At 56.8% G+C, this 20,199-nt stretch carries 15 protein-coding genes; 5 read left to right on the top strand and 10 right to left on the bottom strand.

All coding sequences use genetic code 11. The features are described 5' to 3' along the window. Positions 1-32: 32 nt before the first annotated feature. Positions 33-1,406, bottom strand: a complete 1,374-nt coding sequence (locus NW828_RS10115; RefSeq protein WP_414383619.1) for a 16S rRNA (cytosine(967)-C(5))-methyltransferase — start codon at positions 1,404-1,406, stop codon at positions 33-35. A gap of 148 nt (positions 1,407-1,554) precedes the next feature. On the opposite strand from NW828_RS10115, the gene hisA reads away from it, so the two are divergent. Continuing rightward, complete coding sequence (gene hisA, locus NW828_RS10110; protein WP_414383617.1) at positions 1,555-2,319, top strand: 1-(5-phosphoribosyl)-5-[(5-phosphoribosylamino)methylideneamino]imidazole-4-carboxamide isomerase; 765 nt, start codon at positions 1,555-1,557, stop codon at positions 2,317-2,319. Positions 2,320-2,452: 133 nt separating this feature from the next. Next, positions 2,453-3,643 (top strand): M20 metallopeptidase family protein, encoded by a 1,191-nt coding sequence (locus NW828_RS10105; protein WP_414383615.1) that lies wholly within the window; start codon positions 2,453-2,455, stop codon positions 3,641-3,643. A 13-nt stretch (positions 3,644-3,656) separates the two neighbouring features. Here the strand turns inward: NW828_RS10105 and NW828_RS10100 are convergent, their stop codons facing one another. From NW828_RS10100 to NW828_RS10070, 7 genes are all read right to left on the bottom strand, one after another. Continuing rightward, complete coding sequence (locus tag NW828_RS10100) at positions 3,657-4,208, bottom strand: hypothetical protein (protein WP_414383614.1); 552 nt, start codon at positions 4,206-4,208, stop codon at positions 3,657-3,659. Positions 4,209-4,350: 142 nt separating this feature from the next. Continuing rightward, entirely contained in the window at positions 4,351-6,057 is a 1,707-nt protein-coding gene (locus NW828_RS10095) for an ATP-binding protein (protein WP_414383612.1), read from the bottom strand. Beyond that, complete coding sequence (locus NW828_RS10090) at positions 6,057-6,650, bottom strand: hypothetical protein (protein ID WP_011433556.1); 594 nt, start codon at positions 6,648-6,650, stop codon at positions 6,057-6,059. The genes NW828_RS10095 and NW828_RS10090 overlap by 1 nt, the downstream gene beginning before the upstream one ends. Next, positions 6,647-7,840, bottom strand: coding sequence for a DNA double-strand break repair nuclease NurA (locus NW828_RS10085; RefSeq protein ID WP_414383611.1), 1,194 nt, complete (start codon positions 7,838-7,840; stop codon positions 6,647-6,649). Before NW828_RS10085 ends, NW828_RS10090 begins: the two co-directional genes overlap by 4 nt. Further along, complete coding sequence (locus tag NW828_RS10080; protein ID WP_414383609.1) at positions 7,830-11,420, bottom strand: AAA family ATPase; 3,591 nt, start codon at positions 11,418-11,420, stop codon at positions 7,830-7,832. The genes NW828_RS10085 and NW828_RS10080 overlap by 11 nt, the downstream gene beginning before the upstream one ends. 2 nt (positions 11,421-11,422) lie before the next feature. After that, entirely contained in the window at positions 11,423-12,691 is a 1,269-nt protein-coding gene (locus tag NW828_RS10075; RefSeq protein WP_414351454.1) for a metallophosphoesterase family protein, read from the bottom strand. 176 nt (positions 12,692-12,867) lie between these two features. Continuing rightward, entirely contained in the window at positions 12,868-13,761 is an 894-nt protein-coding gene (locus tag NW828_RS10070) for a bestrophin family protein (RefSeq protein WP_414383607.1), read from the bottom strand. Between the two features lie 263 nt (positions 13,762-14,024). On the opposite strand from NW828_RS10070, the gene NW828_RS10065 reads away from it, so the two are divergent. Next, a complete protein-coding gene (locus NW828_RS10065; RefSeq protein WP_414383605.1) occupies positions 14,025-14,516 on the top strand; it encodes a helix-turn-helix domain-containing protein in 492 nt (163 codons plus the stop codon). On the opposite strand, the gene NW828_RS10060 is transcribed toward NW828_RS10065, so the two are convergent. Together NW828_RS10060 and tatA are read right to left on the bottom strand one after the other, a co-directional pair. Continuing rightward, positions 14,517-15,353, bottom strand: a complete 837-nt coding sequence (locus tag NW828_RS10060) for an anti-sigma factor domain-containing protein (RefSeq protein WP_414383603.1) — start codon at positions 15,351-15,353, stop codon at positions 14,517-14,519. 226 nt (positions 15,354-15,579) lie between these two features. Then, positions 15,580-15,825 (bottom strand): twin-arginine translocase TatA/TatE family subunit, encoded by a 246-nt coding sequence (gene tatA, locus NW828_RS10055; protein WP_414383601.1) that lies wholly within the window; start codon positions 15,823-15,825, stop codon positions 15,580-15,582. A 195-nt stretch (positions 15,826-16,020) separates the two neighbouring features. Between tatA and NW828_RS10050 the strand changes: the two genes are divergently transcribed. Together NW828_RS10050 and glgB are read left to right on the top strand one after the other, a co-directional pair. Continuing rightward, positions 16,021-17,496 carry a dihydrolipoyl dehydrogenase family protein gene (locus NW828_RS10050; protein WP_414383599.1) on the top strand — a complete coding sequence of 492 codons (1,476 nt, stop codon included), beginning with the start codon at positions 16,021-16,023 and terminating at the stop codon, positions 17,494-17,496. Positions 17,497-17,556: 60 nt separating this feature from the next. Next, entirely contained in the window at positions 17,557-19,848 is a 2,292-nt protein-coding gene (gene glgB / locus NW828_RS10045; protein WP_414383597.1) for a 1,4-alpha-glucan branching protein GlgB, read from the top strand. Positions 19,849-20,199: the final 351 nt, after the last annotated feature.

Genomic DNA, 20,199 nt, shown 5'->3' with positions numbered 1-20,199 from the left:
CCCCCAGCCCCTCTCCCAGAGGGAGAGGGGAGTTAGTAACCGGAGCGGCGCAGCCGTTGGATAAAAAATCCATCCCGATCCTGCCGGTGGGGCCAGATGAGCAGGGGATCCCCTTCAGCAGCCCAATTGGGGTGGCTGTCGAGAAAGGCTTGAATGATCTCCTCGTTTTCGGCAGGGTGCAGCGTGCAGGTAGCGTACACCAACACCCCGCCCGGCTTAAGCCAACGGGCTGCCACCTGCAGAAGCTGAGCTTGCAGGTGGGCCAATTCAGGGATCCGCTCTGGAGTCTGCCGCCAGCGAGCGTCAGCATGGCGGTGCAAGGTGCCTAGGCCGGAGCAGGGGGCATCCAGCAGTACGCGGTCAGCACTCTGCCAGGGGGGCAAGGGAGGGGGGGGTAAGGACTCCGTCCCGCTGACGCGATCGGCAGCAGCGCTCAGGGATAACAGGTCGATGGCCAGGGGACGGATTGAGCTCAAGCCCAGGCGCTGCCTATTTTCCTCCAGGCGCCGCAGACGGTGGGGGTGGCGATCCAAAGCCCAGATTTCCCCCCGATCCTGCATGTGTTGGGCTATTTGGGTGGTCTTGCCGCCCGGAGCAGCGCAGCAGTCGATCACCCGCTCCCCTGGCTGGGGATCCAGGCAATGCACCACCTGCTGGGCACTGGCATCTTGAACGCTCCACCAACCCTGGGCAAAGCCGGGCAGGGCCGTGATGTCGCCGGCATGATCCTGAAGTCGCAAGGCACCCGGCACCTCGGAGATGGGGAGGGCAGGGATCCCTGCTTCTGCCAGGGCTTGGATGACCCTGTCTACCTCTGCGCGTAGCGGGTTAACCCGCAGATCTAGGTGGGGCGGTCGGTTGAACCAGGCGCACAACTGCTCGGCTTCTGCTGGCCCCAGCTGCTCCCACCACAGACGCACCAGCCAGTCGGGAAAGCTGTGCCGGATCCCCAAAGCCTGAATTGGGTCGGCTGGCAGAGTGTCCTCGAGGGGCTTGAGGGGATCCTTCTCTGGCTGATCCAACACTTGCCGCTGGTAGGCGCGCAAGATGCCGTTCACCACCCCTGTCAGGGATCCCAGCCCCATCTGGCGGGCCAATTCCACGCTGGTGTGGATGGCAGCGCTGGGGGGGATGTGATCCAAAAAAGCCAGCTGGTAGAGGCCAAGGTGCAGAATGAGCCGCAAATCGGGCGGTTGCTTGTGGGCAGGACGTTGGGCAAAGCAGTCGATTAGGGCGTCGAGGGTGCGACGACGGCGGGTAACGCCGTACACCAGCTCGCTGACCAGGCGGCAGTCGGCAGGGATCAGGCTGCTGTTGGCCAACAAATGCCCCAGAACCAGGTCGGCATAGGCGTTTTGCCGCTCGATTTTCTGCAGAGCCAACAGAGCCAGTTGGCGCGCGTTCATAGTCATCTCAGGATGTTCTTCCATCGCGTCAGCGGTGTGGAGCACTTTAGGGTCTAGAGATCCAGATCTCCGCTGGAGCAAGGCCGCTCCCAGGCGATACTGGAAAAGCCCCTCAAGGGATCCCATCATGCCTTACTCAACTGCTTTTCTGGAGGTGATCCCCGCCATCGACCTTTTGCAGGGCCGCGCCGTGCGCCTTTACCAGGGGGATTACGCCCAGGCAGAACAGGTAGCCGACGACCCGATCCAACAGGCCGAAGCTTGGGCGGCACAGGGTGCCCCTCGCCTGCATGTGGTGGATTTGGACGGGGCCAAAAGCGGGGATCCGATTAACCTGCCTACCATCGAGCGCCTGGTGCGCCAACTGGCCATCCCGATTCAGGTGGGAGGTGGGATCCGATCCCTGGAACGGGCGCGGCAGTTGTTGGATTTGGGGGTGGATCGGGTGATCGTTGGCACCCTAGCCGTAGAGGATCCCGACACCCTGGAGGCTATGACCCAAGCCTTCCCCGGTCGGGTTTGGGTGGGGATCGACGCTCGGCAAGGGCAGGTGGCCACCCGCGGCTGGCTGAGCACCACTCCCCTGCGGGCTCCTGAGCTAGTGCAACGGGTGCAAGCCCAAGGAGCTGCCGGGATCATCTATACCGACATTAGCCGGGATGGCACCCTGGCCGGGCCCAATTTAGAACAGCTGCGCCAGATCCTAGCCGTCTCTCAAGTGCCTGTAATTGCTTCGGGAGGGATCGGCTCGCTGACCGATTTGCTGGCTTTGTTGAGCTTGCCCCGTTTGACAGGGGCCATTTTGGGTAAAGCCCTCTACTCAGGGGCGATCTCCTTGCAAGAGGCTTTGCGAGCTGTGGGGCCGGGCCGCTGGCAAGATCTACCGCCGGAAACCGGATCCCTGTGGGCCTAGGTATCCATCCAGAGATCGAGCGAAAGACAGCCCTAGCAAAACCTCTGCCATACTGGTGAAATCAACAGGCAACTTCATGCGACAACACCAGCCGCTGGTGAAGCTTTTCCAAGACATTTTTGTTTTTCAGGTCATGTCTGTCCCTGCGCTTCGCCCTGCTGTTCGAGCTTTACAACCCGAGTTGGTGACCTGGCGCCGCCACATCCACAAGTATCCCGAGCTGGGCTTCCAGGAGAAGCAAACCGCTGCTTACATCAGCCAGCGCCTGAAAAGTTGGGGGATCCCTCACCAGACCGGCATTGCCCACACCGGCATCGTGGCCACCATTGAGGGAGAGCAGCCGGGGCCGGTTTTGGCGCTGCGGGCCGATATGGATGCCCTGCCCATTCATGAGGCCAATGAAGTCGAGTACCGCTCCGCCATCCCCAACGTCATGCACGCCTGTGGCCACGACGGCCATACGGCCATTGCTATGGGCACCGCCAAGCTGCTGCAACAGCACCGTCAACACCTCAAGGGCACGGTCAAGGTCATTTTTCAACCTGCCGAAGAAGGCCCCGGCGGAGCCAAGCCCATGCTGGAGGCGGGGGTTCTGAAAAACCCGGATGTGGAAGCCATCCTCGGCCTACACCTGTGGAATAATCGCCCTCTGGGCACTATTGGCGTGAAAAGTGGCCCCTCGATGGCCTTTGCCGACCGCTTTCAGATTCAGGTGATCGGGCGAGGCGGACATGCTGCCCTTCCCCAACAAACAGTGGATGCCATTGTGGTGGGATCCCACATTGTCAATGCTTTGCAGACCATCGTCTCCCGCAGTGTGGATCCGCTGCAGCCGGCGGTGGTGACGGTGGGCCGCTTCCGGGCTGGCGATACCTTTAACGTCATTGCCCCTAGAGCTGAGATTTGGGGCACCGTGCGCAGCTTTCAGCCGGAAGTGCGGGATTTGATCTCAAAACGTATGGAAGAAATCGTTGCCGGCATTTGCCAAGCCTACGGGGCCACCTACGAGTTTCAGTACGAACGGGGCTACCCAGCGGTTTGCAACGATCCTGCTATGGTAGCGCTGGTGGAACAAGCTGCCCGCCAGGTGTTTGGCTCAGAGGCGAGGATCATCCCAGAAATGACCATGGGCGGCGAGGACGTCTCCTTTTTTCTCAACGAGGTGCCCGGCTGCTACTTTTTTTTGGGATCCGCCAACCCCGCCAAGGGACTGGACTATCCCCATCACCATCCCCGCTTTGATTTTGATGAAGCTGCCCTTGGCCTTGGCGTGGAGCTCTTCCTGCGCTGCATTGAGAACTACACCGGGCAAGCCTTGAGTTAGCGGGAAACCTCGGCTAGGGCCTGAGCAAGTCAGCGGATCCGCTGCCGGGAAGCAGCAAGGGCTTCATAGGTTCTGGGGTGGGACGGGTAGGGGCAGGATCCCCGTCGGTGGGAATGTAGAGGGGCGTTGGGTTGGGATCCCCACCGAAGGCCAGCACAAGGGCTTCCAGCAGGGCCTGTCGCTGTTGCCGGTTCAGGGATTGTACAACGGCTTTGTCTTGGGCGTAGGGGTTGACCGTGAGGCGGTCGGCACCGGGATACCGTTGGGCGACCATTGGCTCGTTGGCATCGAAATAGTCCGCCAGCGTCAGTTGCCAGTCAAAGCGGTCGGTCGGGGAGCGACCAGCCACCTGCAGGTGATAGATCATCATTCGCCGCACCAAAGTATCCTCTTCGGGTGCGGGGCCGCCATCGTTGGGGTTAATAGGGGTGTAGGTGTTTTCCAGCGGCAGATCCGGCAATGCCTCGTACACCCGCCGCGCCGCTTCGGGGATCAGCCGCAACTGGGCATAGGCAGGCCCGGATCCCAGTAGAACTGCAACGGCAATGCCCAGGAAGCTTGGCAAAAGGGCTTGTTTCCTCATCCTGCTCGCCCCAAAACTTGTTTCTGTGAAATGAATTGTATTGCAATCAAGCAGTGGTTTCGGATTGTAGATTTGGCAGATTCAGCGATTGAGATCAGGCCACAGTTGGAGTTTTGGGCCATTGCTAATCAATGCTGAGTCCATCCACCACCTGAGGTTGAGGACGCGGTTTGAGAGGGGCCGACTGGGCCAAGCGATCCCGTTGGTGGTGCTCTTGGGAATGCCTTTGCCAGAGGCCAAGAATATCCAACGTTTCGCCGCCATGCTGCGTGTAGCGCTGCCGCACTTTGCACAGTACAGGGGTATTGACGCACACCCCGGAGATGATCACCTGACCTTTGCTCAAGGCGGGCAATTCCTGTAACAGATCCCGTCCGGCAGCCTCGACACTGTGGCGCAAATTTTCCTGATCGGCAGGGTTGACAATTCGCATCAAAAATTGGCTCATGCATTGAGACAGAATATCCGAGTCCAACTTGCCAGGGCGTTGCGTGATCAGCCCTACTCCCAGTCCAAACTTGCGTCCTTCGCTGAGGATGGTGCGCAGCACCTGTTTGCAACGGGAAGGCTCGTGGGCAGGGGCAAACCGATGGGCCTCTTCCAGCAAAATAAAGACGGGATAAGGCAAGTAATTTTCGTCCCCCGGCTGGATCTTGCCTTTGTGGGTATTGATCCGAGCATAGTTGGCCTGGCGCAAGATGGCAGCAGCGATCACCTGCTGTTCTTCTTGGCTGATCTCATGCATTTGCAGGATGGTTACCTGCCCCGGCTCAAACAAGTCTTTGGGAGCTAGGTGTTGCAAATTGTCGAAATAGGGAGAACGGTCGATCTGTTCTAATTTCCACTCCAAAGCGGCGGCTGAGGATCCTTGGGATCCATCCTCTGCGGAATCAGCCTCGTTTACGGCATCGATTAAGTCCTGAATCGTCCAGCGGAGTGGGTTAAATTGAGTTGTTCTGCGGAAGGCTTTTTCCAGAAAAGATTTTTGCCGATCGCTGGTTTCCGGCAGCAGGGTCAGAATATCAAAGAAGTTGAGAGAAGATACGCGAATCTTAATTTCCTGTGGTGAAAGAACCTTGACTTTGGGTCGGTAGCCGTCTTCCCCCAAAAACTTGGGGTGGGACTGCATCTCCGCCAGCGTATGGTATTCCCCGTGGGGATCGAAAATGAGAACGGCAGCTCGATTTTTGGGCAAAAGCAGCTCTTCAATCAAAACCCCTGCTGTATAAGATTTGCCGGATCCTGTCCCCGCCAAAATGGCCAGATGGGTGCTGACCATTTCTTTGACATCCAGTACTACGGGCACCGCCCCCTCATCGCGCAACAACAGGCTGCCCAAGTGAGCACCCCCAATGGCTGTTTCATCTCGTTTGTTCAAAATTGATTTCAGCAGACGATTGGAGGCCAGAAAAACCTTGGCACCGGGATCCGGAGCGCGGCGGGGGTTAATAAAGCCCATCTTCTGATTGAAATAGCCGATGACCTCGACGGTAACCGCATAGATTTCCGGATTGGGATGGGTGAAGCCCACCAGAGCCACAATGGTGCTGGGATCGATTTCGGTATCGGCAAAGATGCGATCGGGTATGTGATCCAGGAGTTGAACCTGGCTAATTTTGCCCAAGATTTGCAGCGTTTGCGATTGGGGATCCTGGACTTCGTAGTAGACGAAATCGCCCACCTTTACCGCTTGGGTATTGGAAGTGATGAAAACATATTGATTAGAGGTTTCTCCAGGCCCTTTGACGGTGCCAATTACCTCTGGAGAGTCCTCAGTTGGAGAGAGGTTGGCTTCTGGGTAGTGGCCATTGACGGTGATTTTTTGGGGCATCAGCGCATCGCTCCTACAGTCATTTTCCAGGCCAATTCTTTGCTTAAGATTTGCAGAGCTCGCCGTTGAGCTGGATCGGCAAACATCGGCGTAATGTCGTTCAAGACTTGGTAGATCAAATGATTGGCAAAGTTGCCGCCGCTACTCAGCAGCAAACCATAGTAGGAAAATTGGGTTTGACCTTGGGGATCCTGGTGAAAGCGCAGGATCTCTTCCCGGCTCATGCGAAAAACCGGCGTGTTTACAGGCACCACCACGCGTGGGATCCCTTGCCGGCCACAGCGGCGCTCTTCATCCAAGGCCCCGATTAAGACCACCGAGAGTAGCGTGCGCACCTCATTCTGCAGATCGGGGGAAAAATAGGGATCCGGCTGGCTGGAAAGGCGCGGCCCAGAATTGAGGAACATCGGATTCAGGAGTTGGGTATTGTAAACCAGACCTACGGCCCAGTGTCGCCGGTCGCTTTCTAGCTTGACAAAGCTGCCGAAGCCATAGTCATCAGGAGCCGGCGGATTTTTGACTTCTAAAGCATCGTCCACCTGCACCACATAATCACAGTGATTGTTGGAGCGAACTACCTTTCCCAATCTCATCGAACTCGTCTCCGCTGTAATTTACTTACTGTTTTCCGGGATAGCCTTAGGTTCAGCTTTTCGCGAGCGGCCCAATCTTGCATGAGACGCAAGAAAAGGTTGCGATCCTCATTGCGGATAACGGCTATTTGATCGGCTGTCTCCAGCACATAAGGATAACCTCGCCCAATCACCACCTCACAGCGAACCAGATCCACCAACCAGTCCAACAGTCCTGCCTCATAAACCCAAACGGGTATTTCCAAGCGGGCCGGAAAGTTGTCATTGGTGCGCAGGTAAACAAACCCCACTCGCTCCCGCATTTCTTGGTAGGAGTTGAGGATCCCATCTTGGGGGTTGAGGCTGCCGCCGCGGGCACAGATGAAAAAAGGTGTGCGATCCCCCCACTCCAACCAGGGACTAAGCAGTTGCGCATCGTGAAGCTGTGGAGCTTCGGGTAGGTCAAAACAATGCTTCAGCAACGCCACCAAATCGGAAGTGTAGGTGGTGTCTATGTAGGCCACGATGGGGATCCGGCTTTGCTCGCTGGCCCGCAGAAGCTGGAGCAAACACTGCACATAAAAGTCTTGGCTTTCTGGCTCAAAGACTTCGGCAAAAGTAGCCACCAGCGCCCCGTCCAAAAAGGCCAATTTTCGGGATCCCGGTTGAGATTTTTGAATGTATTCTACAAGTCTCTCGATTTCCATTTGAAAGCGGCGCATGTTAACCATTCGCTCTTTCGGTTCGCCGCTGCTGTCGGATCCCAGGTCCCTTGGAGTCAATACATCCACTTGAATGTCTTTTTCGTACAAGCCTGTTGCACAATGATGGTTTTCATACCAGCCAATTTGCACCAGCGCCACCGGTATTGACAGATCTTTGCTGGGATAAATCTGGGATCCATCTACGGCAAAGGTAGGAATATTTTCAATGACCGACTTCGCCCAATCGCGGCTTTCTTCGTAATTGGCCCATTCCTGCTCAAAAGGGATCCTCCAATTGGAGTAGCGATCCCACTCTGCAGTAGGTAAAGCGCCTGGGAAAGGGAATGGAGCTATTTTTTCGGCAATCTCTAAGCTCGACCACTGGCGCAAGCTTTCCATAGCCTGCTTATAGTATTCTCTGCGCTCCGACAGCCTTTGATCAAAAGTGGCAAAGGCCTCCCGCTTCTGCTGCAGCACCGCCAGGATCCGGTCGGCTCTAAACACCATAGGCGGGATCCCTCCTTACCCAACTGGGGCGCCTTTCCACCCGAATAACATTTTCCGTCATTTGCTCAAAGGTATCGTCGTGGCTGATAACAAATAGCTGCTCAAAAGATCGCAGGTTGGTGATGGCCTCTGCCAGCCGCTGTCGCCGTTGGGTATCCATATTGGTGGTGGGCTCATCGAAAAAGGCAATATTTAGTTGTCCCAACACCTTGAGTAAAGCCAAGCGCACTGCCAAGGCCGCCGACATTTGCTCTCCCCCGGAAAGGCTGGCAAACCGTCGTTTGGGGCTGCCGGCTTCTTGAACGCGGATCTCATAATCGGCTTCCCAGGTCAGGGTGACGTTGGGACGGTTGAGAATTTCTCGGAAGAGGTGATCGGCAGTATGGTTGATCTGCTGCAGGTAGTATTGGGTAATTTGAGGGCCGGCTTTTCTATAGGTATCTCGGCTAAACTTGATAAAGCGGTGCAGGCGTTCTTTCTCAGTTTTTTCTGCCTCGACTTGCTTTAAGCTTGCCTTGGCCTGTTCCAATTGCCGCAACTTTTCCTCAATTTTGCTCAGTTGAGGAGCTAGGCTCTCCAGTCGGGCCTGGGCTTCGGCTTTTTGAATTTCGGTGGCCTGCAGAAGGGATCGAAGATGCTCATGCTCCTGCGGTCGATACAGAGCAGCCAAGGGATCCCGTGCTGCGCGAAGTTGGGAAAGCTGAGTTTGCAGTTGCTGCCGCTGGGCGTTTAGCTCGGCCAGTTCCTGTTCCCGTTGGGGAAGCAATTTGGCGATGGGTTCCGCCCGCAGATAGCACTCGTGATCCACTCGGTATCGTTCCCGTTCTTCCTGCAGGGATCCCACCTCCCGATCCAGGTGCTCGGTTTGGGATAGGGCCTCGTCAATAGGGCTGAGTGCTGCTTCCAAATCCCGAAGCTGCTGCAGGCAGTCGGCCTGCATTTGTAAATACTGCTTTTCCTGTTTTAGCTCTGCTTTGAGCCGTTCGGCTTGACTTCTGGGATCCCCCAGAGCCTTCAGCGTTTCGGCGGCTTTTTCAATTTGGGCCTGCAGATGATCTCTTGAGCCTTGAGCCTTTTCCCATTCGCCAATTTGGGCCTGTTTCTCTTGCCCAGCTTTTTGGAGTTGCTCCAGCGTCGATTGGGCAGTTTTGAGTTCATCTTTTCGTTGTGGCAAGCTTTGGGCAAGAGCCTGCAGGCGGATAACCGTTTCATAGCTGCTGCGATGGCTTCTTTGCTCTTCCCGCAAATTGGCAATTCTGTCCTCCAGATCCCGCAAGGGCTCAAGCTGTCGTTCTAGATTTTGGATCTGGTGTTGGAGTTGGCGAATCTGTTCTGTGAGCTGTTGATATTCTTGCTCCACTCTGGGCTTGCCATTCAGCTCTTTTTGCAGGCGTTGGATCTGTCCCCTGGGATCCCCCAGTTCTTGCAGCGCCTGGCCAATTTCCTGTTGTTGCCGAAGGAAGGTGGGCTCAGCCTCAAGATCCCAGTGAAGATCATCAATTCTGCTTTGTCGTTCGGCTTGCAACTGCAGCAGTTGCTGAATTTGGGCTTGTAAATCGGGTATTTGTGCGGTTAGGCCGAGCAAGGGTTGCAAAGTCCTGAGTTGTTTTTGGATGTTGGACAACTGCTGACGAAGTTGGGGCTCGGAAGTTTGGGGAGCCAGATCCTGCAAAATCTGATGGATGGACTGGAGCAACTGTTGGCTGAGTGCTGAAGATCGAGTGAGTACCTCTGGGATCCGCTGCCACAGAGATTGAAGTTGGGGATAGTTGTGTCGCTGCGCTTCCAATTCGTCCAGAAGTTGCCGGATGCTGTGATGATGTTGAGCCAATTGATCCGAGCCCTGCTCAAAAAGGGCTTGTAGCTCCTGTTGAAATTGACGAGCTGCGGCAATGCGGCTGAGCTGAGTTTGCAATCGCTCCTGTTGAGTTTCGAGCGCAGGAATGGCGGCTACCCGCTCCAAATCCGCCTGCCGTTGTCTCAGTTGGAGCTGCAGTTGTTGCAATTGGACTTGGCCTTGTTCCTGCTCCGTTTCCTGTTGTTTGAGTTCAAGGCGCAGAGCCTGAAAGGAAGCCAACTTCTCGCCAAGTTGGGAGTGGCGCTGCTCCAGGGAGGCCTGCCGTTCACACAGGGGTTGCAGCTCAAGTTTTTCCGCCTCCATTTTTTGGAAGATCTGGAGTTGTTGCTGATATTCGGATCCCTGCAGCTCCAATCGATGCAGTTGATGTTGCAAAGTTTCCCGTTGAGCCAGTAAAGTTTGTCGGGTTCGCCGCAGCGCTTCCTGCTCTGCAATGAGGGTTTCCAACTGCAAATAACGGTTGTAGGTCAATTGATGCTGCCGACATATGGCCTGGGCCTGTTCAGCTTCTTGCACTCGGCTTTGTAGCAGTTGACAGCGCTCGGCGTGGGCTGTCCATTCTGCCTGGATCTGTTCCCATTCGCGGTGCAGGTGTAGCAACGTGTTGAGCTGTTGAGTCCAATAGGTCTGCTGACGCTCTAGCTCCTCTTGGGCCTGAATTTGCGGGGTTAGCTCCTCTAGCTCCTGCTTCCAGCGCTGCTGTTGGCTTAACTTTTCTTGAAGTCTTGCCAATTGGTTTTCGATATGCTGCTTTTGCGAGAGCAAAGCATCCCGCTGTTTCAGCCACTCCAAGCGTTGCTGTTGCTGTTTTTCCAGCTCCCGCAAGCGAGCTTCTGTGGCCAAAAAATGCTGAGATCCCTCCCAGTATTGCTGTTGCTGCGCTTGAGCTTGCCTGGCCTCTGCCCATAACTTTTCTGCCTGCTCAAGAGATACCTGAAGCAGGGATCCCTTTTGCTCCAGTTGGGCGATCTGGTGATCCAAAGTTTGGATTTGCTCAAGCCATTTCTCCAGTCGCTCGATCTCAAGCTTAACCTGATCCAGAGTGTGGATCGATTGACTCAAGCTCTCTTGCCAATAACTCAGTTCTTGTTGGATTTTCTGCCGCTCCGCTTGCAGCGGATCCCATTCCTGTAGCTGTTGATGGAGCAATTCAATTTGATGATGAATGGCCTGAACTTGCGCCTCGCTGTATTTTTCGACCGCCAACAGGTCTTTGGCTACCTGCTGGTACTCTTCCACCTTTAAGATGCGATCGAAAACTTCTTTGCGATCTCGACCGGTTTTGAGAAAGTCTGCCGTGAAAGTCCCTTGGGGCACCCCAATCGTTGTGGCAAAGAGCCGCGCCAGGTCGGTACCGGCAGGTACGCCCAAATGTTGCCTCAGCCACGGCAGCACATCGGACTTACGCTCATACTCTAGGCGCTGCTTCAGCTGGGGATCAAAGAGACGATATCCCTGCGTTACGCTGCGGCGAACATCGTAGGTGCGCTGATCCCATTGGGAGATGAATTGCACAGTCACCACCGCGTCGTTGGCCCCGGAGCGAATGATTTCTTCTTGGCTGTAGGGGCAGTAGTCGAACAAAACCCAGGCAATGGCTTCCAAAATGCTGGTCTTGCCCGCTCCGTTTTCTCCGCAAATGGCGTTAATACCTGGCTCAAACGTGAAGACGGCATCCTCATGAGATTTGAAGTTTTGTAAAGCGAGAGAGAGGATCCGCATAATCAGTCTTCTGCTCCCCAAAAAGCTCCCCTTAGGTGAGCATACACTTCAGATTCTCCTTGCCCATCCAAAACCTTTTCTTTAAGATCCAGAAGCAGCCGCGCTAGCTCTTCACTGCGTTTGCGGTAGTGGGCATGGCTGCTCAGCAGATCCCTGTAGATTTTCTCTTCGATTTGTAGCCTCTGCCCCTCTTCTTCCAAGGAAAGGGCAGCCGACCCGAGCTCTAAAGTATTGGCCTCAAAACGAAACAGAACCAGCAAGGCGCCGGTAAGCTGCTGAATTTGACACTGTAGGGCGCGGCTATCCAGCTCATGCTTGGCGAACCCCACCTGTCCCACCAGCCGCAACTCCACCATCGGCTCCATCTCACTTTCCTGAAAACGGGATCCCTTAGCCAAGGCAATGGCTGCTGCGGCAATCTGTTCGGGGGTTTCTCTGCCCTTGGCCTCCAGATAGAGCCGGCGGCGGGGCCGCTGATGGTAATCCTGCACCAACTCCGCTTGGGGTGGGCCATCTCCCCAGCGGACGCGATAGGCCCCCCGTTGGAAGTCCCATTCGGCAGTGCTGTTGGCCTCCAGGGATCCCGGGTTGAAGATCCACCCCCCCTCGGAATAGCTTTTGTGAATGTGTCCCAAGGCCAGGTAGCCCACTCCCGCCTCCCGCAAGGGCAACAGATCCCGGTAGCGCAAAGCGCCTTGGTAACGGGCAATTTGGCCTTCTAGACCGTGGTGGAACATCAACACCACCCGTTCTGGGCCGGGGGGCAACCGTCGAATGGCCGCCGCCAACTGCTCAATCGACCTGGGAGCTGCCGATCCGTACCACTGGGATCCAATCACCCGCACCCCACAGGGCAGGTCTAGGTAGCCCCCCCGCCCACCCGCCCAGGGACGCAACTCCAGGCCCTCTTCCCCTGCTTCCGGCTCCAGCAGGATCAACTCCCCGTGATCGGCTAAGTACCTCAGCCAACTGGTTTTCACGCCATAGGGACGGTTGTCGTGGTTGCCCTCAATGGCCAACACCGGGATCCCGGCCTGTTGCAGCTCCCGCAAGACGATCTGGGCTTGGTTGAGAACGCCGGGCTGAATCTGCCGATGCTCGAACAGATCTCCGGCGATGAGCACAAAGTCCACCGGATCCTGAATGGCATAGCGCCGGACAACATCCCGAAAAGCCAAAAAGAAGTCCTTGCTCCGCTCCGGGCTGTCGTAGCGGTCATAGCCCAGATGCACATCGGCCAGGTGTAAAAATGTGCAGGTTGAGCAGGCCATCCCCAGAGCACCTCGGCAAATTGTCCACAGTTTAGCAAACCCATCTTGTTCCCTACCCAAGATATAGGGATCCCTTCCTCTCGATTATCGGGTTCGTCCCGGCTATCTCCACTAGGGGTAGGTGCCGACTGAGGATCTGAGGAAACCCTGGAATGGACGGCTGCCCAAGAGTTCTCTCAGGTGGAATCGATTAAATCCAGGATATTGTGCTTCATCTTGTTGCAAATGTTATCGAGGGGCAGATCATTGGGATCCCGGCCGAAGGGGTTTTCAATTTCGATGCCGATCTCTTCAACGCCAAACAACATAAAGCTCAGCCATCCCACAATGGGGCCGGTCATCCAACCCAAGCCCTCCACCATTTGAAACGGTAAAGACAAACAGTAAAGCAACAGCAACTGCTTCAAGTGCAGGGCATAAGCCATCGGCATTGGGGTCATGAGAATGCGCTCACAGGCCCCCAGCGCATCCACCATGCTGTTGAGCCGCTCCACCATGATCGTGAGCTGGTAGACCTCAACGCGGCCCTTTTGGTATTGGCGCTGCAGATAATCTCCAATCCAAAAGGCAATCTGCAAAGGGGGATGGTTGAGGCTTTGGAGACGTTGCAACTGCTCCGGGCTGAGGAGGGGCTGAATCTCATCCAGCAAAGGTTCCTGGCGCAGGTGCTGCTTCATGGCCATGGCAAAAGCGGGCAATAGATATAGAGTTTGGATCTTCTCTTCCCGGTCGCCGGGCTGCTTTTCTTCAATGGCTACCCAAATCAGGCGGGCCAAATTGCGCACGTCATTCACCAAGGATCCCCAGGCTTTCCGCCCCTCCCAAAACCGTTCGTAGGCGGTGTTTGTCCGAAACACCAGCATCAAACCCAAAACGATGTTGGGCACAAACGCCACCAAGGACGACAGCGCCAGGGGCAGCCCCAACTTATACAGAACCGAAACCAGCACCCCGGCCAAGCCGCAGATAAAGGCGCGGGGAAGCACTGCCGGTACAACCGATCCTTGCAACTGCAGGGCCAGGCGAAACCAACGCAGCCCCTCTCCTGCAAGATACTTGCGAAGAACCATAGTGCAGCGTCGGCAAGCTTGCCCTCTGATCCTACAGCCACTCCTACAGCCACGGCCTGCCGCCCTAGAGGGGATCCCTTGCCCGCCTATCCTGAAAAGCGACAAGGGTGGCCTGTTGGAGATTTTTCAGCTGGAGATTCTGAGATTCTGTAAACGTCAAGAGATGCCCAGGCAAACTTCACGAACAACTTCCAAAACCCCAAGTTACTGTGGTAGACTCTCCGCCAGGCAACGAATTCAACGCTGTTCTGCGACGCCCCAACATGGCTGGAGTCCTCAAGCTCGACATTCGGGAATCGGCTGAAGAGCTCAAATCTCTACTTGGCAAGCAGTCCACACCGACCGGGAAGGAGCGGGTTCAAGCTCTTTACCTGCTCAAGATTGGGAAAGTCAAGACGATGACAGGCTTGGCTGAAATTCTGGGGCGGGACATCTCAACGATTTTTCGATGGTTTCAACGCTACAAGGCCAGGGGGCTAGAGGGCATGTTGACGGTGCCCCGCAACCAAGGGCGCAAACCCCTCATCCCCAAGCCGGTTTTGGAAATCCTCAAGCAGGAGCTGCATCAGCCTGGCCGATTCCGTACCTACAGCGACATTCGCGAATGGCTGCGGGAAACCCACGGTGTGGATGCTTCCTACAAAGTTGTGCATGAAACTGTTCGCTACCGTCTTAAGGTGCGCTTGCGGGGATCCCATGCTAAGCGGCGCAAAAGCGGGAGACAAGCCCCCCAGTTATCCCCCAATCTCTCCTGATCATGGCTGGGCAGCAGGGATCCAAAAACTGCTCTGCAGCAGAGGCGGGCCTGTGGGGGATTCACTCCCTCCTGCCGGTTCGAGGGTGATGAGGAGGCGGGTCGGCTGCTCAGAATGGATGGGTTGACTGAGCCACTGCAGGGATCCTTCCCCGTTGACGGCAAAGGTGCCGGCGTTTTCCAGCAGTCGTCCCCCTCCCTGGACATCCGACTCCAGCCACAGTTGATAGGTGCTCCCTGGGGGGGCAGGGGCCATCTCCGAGGCCAAGAGCAGCACCTGCTTGGCATGGGGCGACCAGAGGGCTTGCACCAACAGGGGAGTGCTGAAGCTGGGATCCCGCAGCAGGGTTCGCTGCACCTGCGGTTGTCGTTGCCACTCTTGATAGAGCTGTTGAAGCGCCGCTGACTCTCCCTCGATGGGGGATCCCCACTGCCAGCGCAGCCGCCAGTAGGCCGCTGTTATGGCCAGCGCGTAGATCCCCAATACCGCCAGGCTGCCCCAGAGAAGACGTTGCGGCCACAGGGGAGCCGAAGTTTGAATGGAGAGGGGGGCAGGTAGCCAAGCCCAACGCCGCAGCCGTTCCCTAGCCTGAAAGGCTGTCAACTCGTAGAGCCACAGGGCCACCGAGCGATCCCGCTGCAGGTCAAAGGCATCGGCGTGTTTCCAGCAAAACTCAAACACCTGCCGCACCACCTCTTCTGCCTGGTGAGGTTGCTTGAGAATGGCCAAGGCAATATCCAGCAGGCGCTTCCGATAGCGATCCTTGAGCAAGAAGTGGCTGCGGCGATCCCGCAGTTGGATCTGGCGCATTAACTGGAAATCGGTCAGCTCAGCCATACCACCTCTGGGGCATCCGATGAGCCTATCCGGGCTGATTTTGGCTCAGCCGGTAGCACTAGGCTGGGGAACTTTCCAGAACTATACACTAGCCCTGGATCTGGCTCCCTTGCGAGCTGACTTTACTTCTGATCGAAGCCGGCTTGGATCCCCCCTCTCGACAAGATCCCCAGTTGCGGCAGCACGTCCCTGGCAGAAGTTGGGATCCCACCCCTCTCCGCGACCCTCAGGCGGCATCTTTCTCAACCACCTTCTCCACCTTTTCTGCGCCGGCAGGCTCGTCATCGCTGCCGGGGTTGTTCATCTCTTGTTTGAAACTCCGCAACGCTTTGCCAAAGGCACTGCCCAACTCGGGTAGCTTCTTGGGGCCAAACACGACCACCGCGATCACCCCAATCACGGCCAGCTCTGGCAGGCCCATGCCGAAGATGCTCACGGCCAAGATAGGTTCGCTCGGCAGCAGGATAGTCATAAGTCCCCAAAACTTGAAAAGTAGAACAGACGGATCAACCCAGCTTGCAAGGGATCCATCCGTCCCACTCTAACAAGTTCTTCTCCCATGCAGAAAGGGTGTGGAAAGGGATCCCCTTCTCCCATCCTGCCCCCGGCCCACTCAAGACATAGGATGGTGCTATCCCTTGCCCGATGTTTTTGTTCAGAACAAGCCATGCCTGTCTCCTACGATATTGTGGTCATCGGCGCCGGTGCAGCGGGTTTGGTGGTGGCCAGCGCTGCGGCCCAACTGAAGGCCAAGGTGCTGCTGGTGGAAGGAAGCGACCGCTTGGGCGGCGATTGCCTCTGGTATGGCTGTGTGCCCAGCAAAGCCCTTCTTCACGTGGCCCATACCGTCCATCGGATTCGCCAGGCCATGGCTGCCGGTTGGGTAACTCTCCCCGGCCCAGCAGGGATCTCGGTGGATTACCTCAAGGTGTACGAACACATTCGCTCTGCCCAGAGCTACATCGCCAACCACGCCGATTCGCCAGATCGCTTCCGCCAACTGGGGGTGGAACTGGTGTTTGCCAAGGGCCGCTTTGTGGATGGGCGCACCTTTGAGGTGGCAGGACGGCAGGTACAGGCGCGGGCTTTTGTCATCGCCACCGGATCCCGTCCTTGGGTTCCCCCCTTGCCGGGCTTGGCCGAGGCGGGCTATCTGACCAACGAATCGATCTTTGACTTGACCCGCTTGCCCAAATCGGTGGCGGTGATAGGGGCGGGGCCGGTAGGCTGCGAGTTGAGCCAAGCTCTGGCCCGTCTGGGATCCGAGGTGACCCTCATTGCCAGCCGCGAGCGCATCTTGCCCAAGGAGGATCCCGAAGCCGCCCAGGTGGTGCAGCAACAGTTGACCCAAGATGGGATCCGCATCCTCACCCGGGTACGCGCCACAGCAGTTGGCCAAGAGCAAGGGGCAAAGCTGCTTTCCCTAAAGGCCAATTCCGGGGCAGGCACCGCCGCTGCAGGTGACCCGGTGATCCGCGCAGAAGAGATTTTGGTGGCCGCCGGTCGGATCCCGAACGTGGAAGGGCTGGGTCTAGAAGCCGCCGGCGTGCAGTACACCCCCCAAGGGATCCAGGTAAATGCCAAGCTGCAAACCCGCAATCCCCGCATCTACGCCTGTGGGGATGTCATCGGCGGGCCGCAATTTACCCATGTGGCGGCCTACGAAGCGGCAGTGGCCTTGGTCAATGCCCTGTTTTTCCCCCTCAGCCAAGCGCGTTATCGCGTCATTCCCTGGGCCATCTTTACCGAGCCGGAGCTGGCCCGTGTGGGCCTCACCGAAAGCGAAGCCCGGCAGCAATACGGCAAGGATGTGGTGGTGCTCAAACAGGAGTTTGCCGATGTGGATCGGGCCCAGGCAGAAGCCGCCCCCCTGGGCTTTGCCAAATTGATCTGTCGACGCAACGGCCAGATTTTGGGGGCGCACCTGGTGGGATCCCAGGCGGGAGAGCTGATTCACGAGGTGGTTTTGGCCATGAGCCGGCGGCTGCCCGTCTCTGCCCTGACCGGGATCCACATCTACCCCACCCGCTCGGAGGTGAATGCCAAGGCGGCCCTGCAGCACCGCAGGCAACAATTGGCCACCAACCCCCGCCTGCAGAACTTCTTGCAGGGATTCTTTGCCTGGAGGCGGGCCTGGAGCTGACAGCGCAAACTGGGGGTCAGCCACCGCTAGACTAGAATGGTCATTTACTGAGGGTTCCCGATGGGCTTTCTCCTGTCTGCCGAACAAGTGGGTCAGTTTGTTTCCAACCAATGGCAGGATCCCTATGCCGTTTTGGGCCCCCAGCAGATAGAAGAGGCCGGGAAATCCTTTGGGTTGGTGCGCGCCCTTGTGCCCAATGCTCGGCAGGTTTGGCTGGTGGAACGCGCCACTGGACAGGCTTACCCGATGCAGCCGCTGCACCCGGAAACGCTATTCGAGCTGCGCTTTGAGCCGGGAACCCCTCTGCCGGACTATTTTTTGCGGGCCCAACGGGTCTGGGATCCCCAAGGGGAACACTTGGAAGAATGGGAGGATCCCTACCGCTTTCCCTTGGAGAAGGTCAACCACATTGGCGAGCTGGATCGCTACTTGTTCAACGAGGGGAATCACCACCGCATTTACGACAAGCTGGGCGCTCATCCCATCACGGTGGATGGGGTGAAGGGGGTGCATTTCGCCGTCTGGGCTCCCAACGCCCGCAACGTCAGCGTTATCGGCGATTTTAACCACTGGGACGGGCGTCAACACCAGATGAAGCGGCTGGGCGAAAGCGGCATCTGGGCGGTGTTCATCCCCGGCATAGGGCCAGGCGCCATCTACAAGTACGAGGTGAAAACTTCCTGGGGGGATATCTACGAAAAATCGGATCCCTATGGCTTTCAACAGGAGGTGCGCCCCAAAACCGGCTCCATCGTAGCCGACCTCAACACCTACACCTGGCACGACCAAGCCTGGCTGGAAAAACGCGCCGCCACCGATCCCCTGCGCTCGCCGATTTCGGTTTATGAGGTGCATCTGGGATCCTGGATGCACGCCTCGGCTGAAGATCCACCTGCCGAAGGGCAAAGTGTGCTGGTGGACCAAAAGCCCAATACTCGCTTCCTCACCTACCGCGAGCTGGCGGACAAGCTAATCCCCTATGTGAAGGAGCTGGGCTTTACCCACATCGAGCTGTTGCCGGTGGCAGAACACCCCTTCGATGGCTCTTGGGGCTATCAGGTGATTGGCTACTATGCCGTAACATCCCGCTATGGATCCCCGCAAGACTTTATGTATTTTGTCGATCAGGCTCACCAAGCCGGGATCGGCGTGATTGTCGATTGGGTGCCTGGGCATTTCCCCAAAGATGGGCATGGGCTGGCTTTTTTCGACGGTACTCACCTGTACGAATACGCCGACCCTCGCAAAGGCGAGCACAAAGGTTGGGGCACTTTGGTCTTTAATTATGGCCGCAACGAGGTGCGCAATTATCTGGTGGCCAATGCCCTTTTTTGGTTCGAGAAATACCACATCGACGGGATCCGGGTGGATGCGGTGGCCTCGATGCTTTATCTGGATTATGACCGCAAAGACTGGATCCCCAACCCCTACGGCGGGCGGGAACACCTCGAAGCCATCGACTTTTTCCGGCAGCTCAATACCCTCATTTTCAAATACAACCCCGGTGCGCTTTCCATTGCCGAAGAATCTACTGCTTGGCCGATGGTAACTTGGCCAACTCATGTGGGTGGGCTGGGCTTCAACTTGAAGTGGAACATGGGTTGGATGCACGACATGTTGGATTATTTCCACATGGATCCCTGGTTCCGACAGTTCCATCCCCATTTGGTCACCTTCAGCCTCATGTATGCCTTCAGCGAAAATTACATGCTGGCCTTTTCTCATGATGAGGTGGTGCATGGCAAGAGCCACATGTTGGGCAAAATGCCGGGGGATCATTGGCATAAGTTCGCCAGTCTGCGGGCTTTGTATGGCTACATGTTCACCCACCCTGGCAAGAAAACCTTGTTCATGAGCATGGAGTTTGGCCAGTGGAATGAGTGGAACGTTTGGGCAGATCTGGACTGGGGGCTGCTGCAGTATGAACCCCACGCCAAGTTGCGCCACTACGTGGCCAGCCTGAATCGCCTGTTGCGCTCCGAACCTGCCCTGTACACCCAAGACACCAAACCGGAGGGGTTCCGCTGGATCGACTGCAGCGACCATCGCGGCATTGTTTCCTTCATCCGCTATGGGGAGGATCCCAGTGAGTGGGTGGTGGTGGTTTGTAACTTCACGCCGGTGGTCTGGCCCAATTACCGCATTGGGGTACCGGAACGAGGTTTTTATCGAGAGCTGCTCAACAGCGATGCTGTGGAGTTTTGGGGCAGCGGGGTAGGCAATTTGGGGGGCAAGTGGACAGACGACTGGGCCTACCACAACTTGCCCTACTCCCTCGAGCTCTGCCTGCCGCAACTTTCTACCTTGGTGCTGAAATGGCAGCCGCCGCAGCCGGTCGAGTCCCAGAATTGACACCCTGCTGGCTTCCTTCCGCCGCACTGGGAGGACGGGTCTGGAGACTTCGTTTTTTGGCCATTTGTAGTCCTTTCAAGCTGGATTGAGACAATCCCCAAGCGCTCCATACCGCTTCCGAGATCACCCCCAGTCCTCTTCCCAGAGGGAGAGGGGAGTTGGGAAGCAATGGGATGGAAATGTTTCATTTCGTTTCATTCTTATTTAAAATGACTGTGGGCGTGGGTGCAGTGTTCTAGTTTGAATCGAAATGACCATAAGGCAGACATAACTGAGTGCTACGGGCAGGTTTTTTCTGAGAGGATTTCAGCAATGGCCGCAGCCACCCGCTCTTGTTGACAGGTGGTCAAC

Source organism: Synechococcus sp. W55.2 (genome assembly GCF_047461635.1).
GTDB lineage: Bacteria > Cyanobacteriota > Cyanobacteriia > Thermostichales > Thermostichaceae > Thermostichus.
The sequence above is the reverse complement of the archived record's forward strand: the minus strand, read 5'-3'. Positions and strand labels throughout refer to the sequence as shown.